We start from the raw sequence: 8,750 nt of genomic DNA on the forward strand, positions 1-8,750 counted from the left end.
TACCGAACACCAACAGCATGATGCTGCCCGTATCGAGAAGAAACAGGTCACTTCGATTTTGAAATCCAGACATAATACACGGAGCAGTGAGCAGGTATATATAATTTACCCTCAAAATATCACTTCTGATCTTGGTATGAAAATAATATGTATGGTTTGATTTTTCGAAATTATAACTGGATTCCAGCGGCGGATCGATGTCGAAGGAGTCGCCGGCAAGCACTATCTTGCGAACTGGTGCTCATGGAATGTGCTAATCAGTTGTATAATGAAGCGCTCTATATTTTTCACACACCGTAATCTTCAGATCAACATGTCTTTTCAGTAGAATAAGCACATCCCCGTCGACCGCGAGTATCGCTGACCAGTACGAGGATTTCGAGCGTTGATAAGGACCTCAGAAGCAAGCCGACGCCGAAGACCGCACCGAACAGGAGCGAAAGCGCTCCGAACACCATCATCATGATGCTACCTTTATCGGGAAGAAGCAGGTCACTTCGGGTTTGGAAGCTACCTATCGTGGTGGTCACATCGAATACCTATAATTTGTCTCTAGTCGAATTCTTAAATTAGATTGTCCTTATCATCCTCTCTTCGACTCCGTTCCCTGAGCCCAATTCAATTAACTTATTTTATCCATGCATAATATCCCAAAACATGGTTCGAAATCTATCAGATATTTTAAATATAACTAACGTATAAATAATAACGGAAGTGAAAAGTACCCCGGCGGTGATCAATGCTCCGTCACTGGTGAAATAATTAATAATAACTATCCAGCCACCCATAACAGATCCTGCAAATAATTGATTCCGAATTTCAGTTTTGGGCATTTCTAGTTCAATAATATTTGTGAACAAGTAATTATTTATAGTATATTTTATTATAATCGCTGTCAAAGTAGCTATAGAAGCACCTATCCACCCTATATAATATACAAAGATCACATTGAAAGAGATATTAGCAGTTATGAACGCCAAATTTGACCGAAAATCAAGATCAGGACGATCCAATCCAGTAATAAATTTTGATATAATAATCTCATAACTATGAACAAGCCTCGAAAACATTAGGATAACGAAAATATAGTATCCGATTGTGTATTCATGTCCGAAAAATTCAAGTATTTCTTCCCCTATCAGAATTACTCCGATAACGCCGGGGACACTAATTAGACCGGCTAAATAAATTCCTTTCTCAAAAATTGGTTGCAATTTTTCTAATTTTTCTTTATATGCCAATTCACTCACCTCTGGGAAAAGTACGTTCCCCGCTGTTGATGCAGCTAAGAAAACTACACCAGTGATTCTCCAGACAGTTTCATATACACCAATATACGAATTTGCGACAAAGAAACCTAATACAAGGGTATCTGTCCAAACCCATGCAGACATTCTAAACGTATTAAATACACTAAATTTTGCATATTTGTAGATAGATCTAGCCGATTTGAAAGTCGGAGTTGAGGGACGAGTTACTACAAAATACTGTGCGAATAATATTGAACAAATATCGGAAAGTATTAAACCTGCTAGTAGTCCAATAAATCCAAAATTAAGAAATATAGAAATTATCCAAAAAGTTAATTTTGAAATCGAGGCAATAAACCTAGAAAATGAAGAAGCCCATACATTGTGTTCTCCATCAAGCACAGCAAAAATAAATTCTCGAAATGAGCGGATAGTCAACATTAATGCTAGAATACTCAGTGTACTTTCGAAACCAATAAAATTATATATAAAATTTGACATTTTTATTATAGCCAAAACTATAAGAATTGTTAATAATAATCTAATTATGATTGATGTCCCAAGGAGAGTTTCCTTGGTCTCTCGTTCACTTAAACGCTTTCTCACAGCCTCTGACAAGCCGAGATCACTGAACAGCACACCCACAGAAATTACGGAGACAGTCAAATAGTACCCTCCGACTAAATCACTACTGTAAAAATATGCGATTATTAGTACTCCTATGAAATCACACAGTGCCGCTATCAGACGGAATACATAGGAATGAGCTGCGACCTTTTCGAATTTCATTAGTAGTATATTGAAACAGTACTGCTGTTATAAACTATATTTTTTCGTGTTTTCTTTACGTCAATCAGATGGCTTTGAGATTTAGATAGGAATAAATGATCCACATCTTTTAAGCTTTGTTGGTTATAAACTGGAGTAACTTTGGATGGCCCAATTATTCCGGATAGAAGAACTGCGTCACGGTCCTTTAGATTTTCTCCATGTCGGTTGACCGCACCAATCGGGCTACTGGTGTGCGCGTCTATCCATTGTGCAGACTCTATCTCTGCTTTGTTATAAACGTTCCACTCTTCTCTTGAGTCTGACATCCCAACAGCGTATGCTGGGACAGCTTCACCGACTAAATAGAATGAAACTCCGGAAGATAGTAGCAACAATAGTACTAGGAAAACGGAAAAAATTAGACTTGGTGAGATCAACACCCGGCTAACTTGCCAATATTCGGGAACTGTATCCAAAATTTCCTTCAATCCAATATACGAATAAAGAGATAAAACAAGAAGAGAAAACTGTACAATGCGGTCAAACCCTATACCGAAATAGAATACCGCTGAAATTCCGGTGATTCCAAACAAGGGAATTGTAAAGAATAGAAATTGAATACCAGTACTCGGCTCACCGTCTGTACGCATTAATCGGTATACTTCTGAAGTGATCCCGATAGTTGCCGTAGCAATGATTATGATATTAATCAATTTATATAATAGCCACAGAAACGAGGGTGTATCCAGTAGAATGTAAGCAATGCCGCTCCTTGAGGAGCCGGAGCCAGATGTCGCGAATAGACCATTTATTTTCACGATCATTAGATTTATTAACGACTCAAGAACCAATCCACTTGCGGAATAAAGATACCATGAAAAAAATCCCGTAATTAATAAAATATATATAGGAACAGTTTGTCCCCTTGTTTTCTTTTTTATACTACAATATAAATTCTCTAGTATATTGAATCCAAAAAATAACAGGCCGATTAATAGGGAAAGGCCATAATGAGTTATGATTATTCCGATCAATGAAACTATTGAACGCATACGAATTTCATAAGTTCGCGGGCGGACAACCATACCAATCAATAGCATTGCCAAAAAGAGTTGTATTATATGGTGCTTTCCAGGCATTTTCTTGAAAAAACCATAAAAAAATACATATACAAACACAGATAGACAAATCTCAGTTGTTGAAAGATTCTTCGTTGTTTTTTCATAAAGAAGATAGATGATAGGTACAGTCGTAGAGTAGATCACAGGATAATAGAATTTCAATATATTCGACACTGATTGGTCGAATAACGTGGAGGATATCGCTGAATAGGTAGTAATAGTCAATAAGGGAGTAAATATTGATGACTGTGAAGGAGACCAACTACCATTGGTAGCGATTTCAGTTGCAGCAAAGTGTTGTAAGTGAATATCCCATCCCCATATATATGCTGAGTATAAATCGACGTGAAAAAGAATGGAGATAGATACAACCCAGAGAAATAATACTGTTTCATCTCTATTAAGTGGAAAATAATAAACTAATAACGGAGAAAGTGAAATGATCACTAATGTTACCAAATATACGACTATTGTACTTGGCAAGTAAATAGTTGATAGTATACTGGCAATAAGTATACTCCCTGAGATCACAATTATCCGTATACCAATTTTGAGATCAACCCTGAACTTTATCGGGTGAATAGTGACTATCGCCATCCCAACTAAGAATAGAACATATTTAAGATCCCCAAATAGCATTCTGGATAATAATCCGGAATATGCGGACATTGCGCCCAGAATTGAGACGATAACGACGCTGCAAGGGACAATACTAACTGCACATGTCCAGTTTTTGAAATTCAAATAGTCTACAAATATTATCCCAGGAAGTAATAATAAAGTTAGGGCAGATAATATTTCGATAAGGTTATATACATACATACCGCTAATGGAGAAATACCTAATTAAGAATCCAGCGAATAGGACAGTTGACAGAGCACTCCAGTTTATTATCTTCATCTATTTGTCTATATTTTCAAGTACTTTGATAGTGTCTTTTCCTTCTTGTAGAGTGACCGGGACTATTCCACCAGATTCAATACAATCATAGAATCTATCGATTTGCTTAAGATGACCAATACCATATTCACTAACAGAGTAATTTCCAAATACACGTTTTGCAAGGCGACTTGAGATCCCGAAACCCGTCCGCACATTACTATTAATTAGTTGTGTGATCTGAGAAAGGTTTCCAGTGATCAAAGAAGGGATCGTAACCTCGATCATATCGTTTGTCGTGACATATTTTTTATTTAATTCTATTTGGAATTCTTTATCTTCACAATGTATATGCAGCAAATTTTGGTTTATTGAGGTCGTGAAGACTTTAATCGAGACAGGAGTTTCTCCATCTCCTCCGCGTAACTCAATAGAAAGAGAATCGAAACTGGATTTCATCGCATCTGATTTCTTATATTTAGATATATTATCTATTGTATCAAGACCGCCAGCAAACTTCAATGGGAGGTAAATTTGATGAGGTAGGCCTTCACCGATCTCACCACCAGGTAACTCAAAAACCCAATTACCTCGCTCTGATTCATCTAAATTTCTACGTTCTCCGAATAGCATAGAGACGGATACCACCTCACCAGGACTACCCTCCCCACTATTGATTTTTTCAAGGACCCTAACAACTTCTGGAAAGAATTGCTGGTTATGGATTACGGTAGCTTGAGCATCACTACTTTTTTCAGCCTGTATGATCCTGTCACATTCCTCTAAGGTCGCCGCCAATGGTTTCTCGATAACAGTATTGATACTATTTTCGAGAGCCACCTCAGCGATGTCGGCATGCGTCTGTGGAGGAGTGGCCACATGGAGCACATCGATATTTTCATTCTCTATCAAATTCTCCAACGAGCCATATCCATTTACTCCATACTTAGCAGCGGCAGTTTGACGCAGATCTGGATCCAGATCACACACACCGGTGAGTTTGGCATTAGGAAGCTGGTGGATACACGGTAGATGTAAATCCTGTCCAGCAATACCACAACCAATCAAAGCAGCGTTCATGGTACTGGTCATGTGATGTGATTCAGATTTATGTCAGATATATCTTTCTAAACAGATATCTTACAAAATCACCGAAGTAGAAGCAACAGTAGCTGGGGCTGTATACCACAGTGAGTTGTCATTTGGCCGGTGAACGAAGTAATAGATTTTCCAACTACTCGTCTCTCTGAACTGGCTCTAAACAGTGCCCAGTAGTCGTTAATATAATGGACTGGAGGTGACTTGTTCTCACTACAGTGAAAGAGCTAGAGATCTCGGTCTGTGTGACCACAAAAAATAATATTGATACGATAGAGGACTGTTTAAAAAGTGTTCATGGTTGGGTTGGAGAAATAATTGTTGTAGACAGTCATAGTACTGATGGTACAATACAAGTATGTCAAAAATATGGCGCTAAAGTATATCAGAAGGAATTCGGTGGGTTTGCTGATATCAAAAACCATGCTATTGAACTAGCTTCTAATGAGTGGGTATTAATATTAGATTCAGATGAAAGAATACCCGCGGACTTAAAAAAAGAGATCCATGAATTATTCCCCTCTCCCAATAAAAAGGCATATAGAATAAAAAAGAGAAATAAAATGTTCGGAGAATGGATGCACATAAAACATCCTGCCCGCCCACTACTTGCTAAAAAAGAAGAGATAACATATAAAAATAATTATATTTGGGAAGAACTATCAGTAATTAGTGAAAATATCGACACCGGTTCTCTAGACGGGTGCATAGAGCATTATGCTTACGAAAGGATATCAGAGAAGGTTAAGAAAGTTAATCAATATTCATCATTACAAGCGATACAGGATCATAAGAGAAATCGCAGAAATACTGTATTATTTTACAGTATATATGGAATACTTGCCGGCTTCTACTGTCTTTTTATTCGAGGAGCGGCTCTAGATGGTATGAATGGCTTAATATTTTCTGTTTCCGAGAGTTACCAATATTTTCTTGTATATTTTAAGCGACGCGATTTAAATCGGTTGATAAGAGAATCTCCCAACTCATGGGAAGCAATTTGGTTAGAAGAAGAATGCGGTCGGTAGGAAAATCAAGATTGAAATATTAATGAGGGTGTATTCATATATACAAGATAACAGTGGACATTGGTTACGTTACACCCGTGGTATACCCGTTCGTCAAAGGGGGAGTAGAGAAACGGATCCACGAAATTGGCAGGCGACTGTCAAACCGAGGACACGACGTAACGATTTACTCAAGACACTGGTGGGACGGTCCTCAGGATCACATTCACGAAGGAATGAACCTGAAAGCCATTGCTCCTGAAACTGAATTATACGCTGCTGGGGATCGGCGATCGATCAGCAGTGCACTCGGGTTGAGCGTACGCTCAGTTATCCCACTCATTGGCAATAGTCATGACGTAATTGCAACTCCCGTTGCCCCATATTTTCATGTATTTCCTGCATCACTGATTGGGAATGTTAATAAAACCCCGACAGTCGTAACTTGGCATGAAGTTTGGGGAAGTTATTGGTATAGGTACATAGGGAAATTAGGACAACTAGGTAGAGGAATTGAGTGGGCAACAGCCCGGCTGCCTCAGCATGCAATATGCCCTTCTCAATCGACAGCAAATCGATTATCAAGCCTAAATTCAGATATTGAGTATGAAGTAATACCGAACGGTATTGACATAAATGATATTTCTCAAACACCATCAGCGGTAGACGGATTTGACGTTTTGTTCGTAGGTCGGTTAATCAAGGATAAAAAAGTGGATATGCTTATTGATGCATTTTCGATGTGCAACGATGATGCATCGCTTGGTATTATTGGTGAAGGTCCGGAACTTGATAGTCTCAAGGCTCATGCAGATAACACAAAGAGGTCTTCACAAATACAGTTTCTGGGCTTCTTGGACAGTTACGACGAAGTTATCGCCCACATGCGCGCAGCGAAAGTATTTGTCTCTCCATCAATTCGTGAAGGCTTCGGAATAACTCTACTTGAAGCTATGGCAACAGATTGTACAGTAATCACCGTTGAGCACGAATACTCCGCTGGCAGCGAAATTGTTGATGGGGCTGGCTTTGTAGTGGAACCCAATGTTAGTGCACTATCTTCGACGATTTCACGAGCACTTAATGGAGAAAAACCAGATATTCCACCAAAAGACCGCGCTTCAGAATTCGATTGGGATATTATTACAGACCAAACAGAGTCGTTTTATGAAAAAATCATATAGATCGCCGAGCCTACGACCCACCCGGGTAGGTGTTTAGTGAGTGAAGTATAATTGCTGTGAAACATGTGAAAATGCCGGCGAGAGTGAAGAACGTAGAAGATATTGCTAGTCCCATTGGGAACGTTCCAGTCTGGATGTAGTTGTGGAACGTCCAATAGCCGAATCCGAACCCGATAAAGGAGCTGATGAACCCCGGGATACCGAGCGTAGTGACTGGTCTGTCGCGCTCGATCGTTCTCAGGAGGTTCGCGACTAGTGTGAAGCCGTGAGAGACGGGGTTCTGGCTGCTCGCATTCTCCACCTCGTAGTCGATCGTGGTGCCGAACTCCTCGATATCGTAGTTCTGTTGGTGGGCGTGGTGGAGGATGTCCGTACTTGCGCTCATACCATCTCCGATGGTCTGATCCTTGCTGAGGCTCTCGATGGCGCGGCGATTGTAGGTCCGGAAGCCGCTCTGAGTGTCGCGAACCCAGGATTTCGGGCGGACGATGCCCATGCTGAAGTTGGTGAGCGTGTTGATGACCTCGATGCCGAATCGTCGGTAGATCGGGATCTCTGTGTCAGCCTCGTCGCCGAATCGGCTCCCAACAACGATGTCGGCACTGCTCTTCTCCTGAATGTCGACGGCTTGGGGAATGTCATCCGGGTTGTGTTGGCCGTCGCCGTCGAGAATGACGAGATGGTCGGCCTTCCGTTCTGCTGCTTCTCGGAAAGCAGTGTTCAGAGCCCCACCATAGCCCTTGTTCTCGTCGTGTTCGATGACCGTCGCACCGGCACCGTGTGCCTCGGCTGCGGTCTCGTCGGTACTCGCGTCATCAACCACGATCACGTGATCTGCGTGTCGACGGGCCCCTTGAACGACGTCCGCAACGGTTTCGGCTTCGTTATACGCGGGAATTGCCACGAGGACCGTCGGTTCGAGCGTATTCTTCTCCGTGACTGCGTCGACGAGGAAGGATTCGCCGTCGAAGGCCTCAACGCTGCGTTCGACCGCAATGGGGGTGGTGCTATCGGTTGGGACGATGATACCCGGGGCATTGTTCGCATCGGCGTACGTTGCGAGGTGGTCTCGAAGCTCCTCGCGTGTTGGATTGTCGATGGGCGGTTCGAAGACCGTCGCTCCGAGTGCTTGGGCAGTCCGTCGGATCACCGGATCTACGTCGGGTGAGGCGACGAGGAACGTATCGGCGCCGTACTCCGACGTGCGCCGTAAGTTTTCGATGACGCCGAGGTCAGTCCGCGCGATGAAACCGAACGCTGGCTGGTCGTCGTCCAGATCAACCTCGCCACTGGAGGACTTCGTCTGGAGCTCGCCCCCATCGGTCTGCCGTTCGTGTTCGGTGTTTTGAACCATTGTGTCAAATTTCTTTGATCCGTCGTGATCCACGTTTAGTCGGCACCCAAGTCGGTGATATCTGGTGACGACCGAACCTGACCCTG

Annotated in this window: 7 protein-coding genes; 2 read left to right on the plus strand and 5 right to left on the minus strand. The window is 41.8% G+C overall.

From position 1 onward, the window contains the following. The 4 genes from ACQUQ1_RS21200 to ACQUQ1_RS21215 form a co-directional block, all read right to left on the minus strand. Positions 1–223: hypothetical protein (locus ACQUQ1_RS21200; RefSeq protein ID WP_435066219.1), on the minus strand; the 223-nt coding region annotated here is incomplete at its 3' end. Between the two features lie 409 nt (positions 224–632). Beyond that, positions 633–2,039 carry a lipopolysaccharide biosynthesis protein gene (locus ACQUQ1_RS21205; RefSeq protein WP_435066220.1) on the minus strand — a complete coding sequence of 469 codons (1,407 nt, stop codon included), beginning with the start codon at positions 2,037–2,039 and terminating at the stop codon, positions 633–635. After that, positions 2,039–3,286 carry a DUF2206 domain-containing protein gene (locus ACQUQ1_RS21210; RefSeq protein ID WP_435066221.1) on the minus strand — a complete coding sequence of 416 codons (1,248 nt, stop codon included), beginning with the start codon at positions 3,284–3,286 and terminating at the stop codon, positions 2,039–2,041. The genes ACQUQ1_RS21205 and ACQUQ1_RS21210 overlap by 1 nt, the downstream gene beginning before the upstream one ends. A 756-nt stretch (positions 3,287–4,042) precedes the next feature. Then, positions 4,043–5,113 carry a Gfo/Idh/MocA family protein gene (locus tag ACQUQ1_RS21215; RefSeq protein WP_435066222.1) on the minus strand — a complete coding sequence of 357 codons (1,071 nt, stop codon included), beginning with the start codon at positions 5,111–5,113 and terminating at the stop codon, positions 4,043–4,045. 224 nt (positions 5,114–5,337) lie between these two features. Here ACQUQ1_RS21215 and ACQUQ1_RS21220 point away from each other — a divergent pair, with 224 nt between their 5' ends. Together ACQUQ1_RS21220 and ACQUQ1_RS21225 are read left to right on the plus strand one after the other, a co-directional pair. Beyond that, positions 5,338–6,147 carry a glycosyltransferase family 2 protein gene (locus ACQUQ1_RS21220; protein WP_435066223.1) on the plus strand — a complete coding sequence of 270 codons (810 nt, stop codon included), beginning with the start codon at positions 5,338–5,340 and terminating at the stop codon, positions 6,145–6,147. Between the two features lie 77 nt (positions 6,148–6,224). Beyond that, a complete protein-coding gene (locus ACQUQ1_RS21225) occupies positions 6,225–7,310 on the plus strand; it encodes a glycosyltransferase family 4 protein (protein WP_435066224.1) in 1,086 nt (361 codons plus the stop codon). Positions 7,311–7,320: 10 nt separating this feature from the next. Here ACQUQ1_RS21225 and ACQUQ1_RS21230 read toward each other — a convergent pair whose 3' ends face one another. Next, entirely contained in the window at positions 7,321–8,697 is a 1,377-nt protein-coding gene (locus ACQUQ1_RS21230; RefSeq protein WP_435066225.1) for a glycosyltransferase family 2 protein, read from the minus strand. Positions 8,698–8,750: the final 53 nt, after the last annotated feature.

The sequence above is a fragment of the Halobaculum sp. EA56 genome (assembly GCF_051195075.1).
GTDB lineage: Archaea > Halobacteriota > Halobacteria > Halobacteriales > Haloferacaceae > Halobaculum.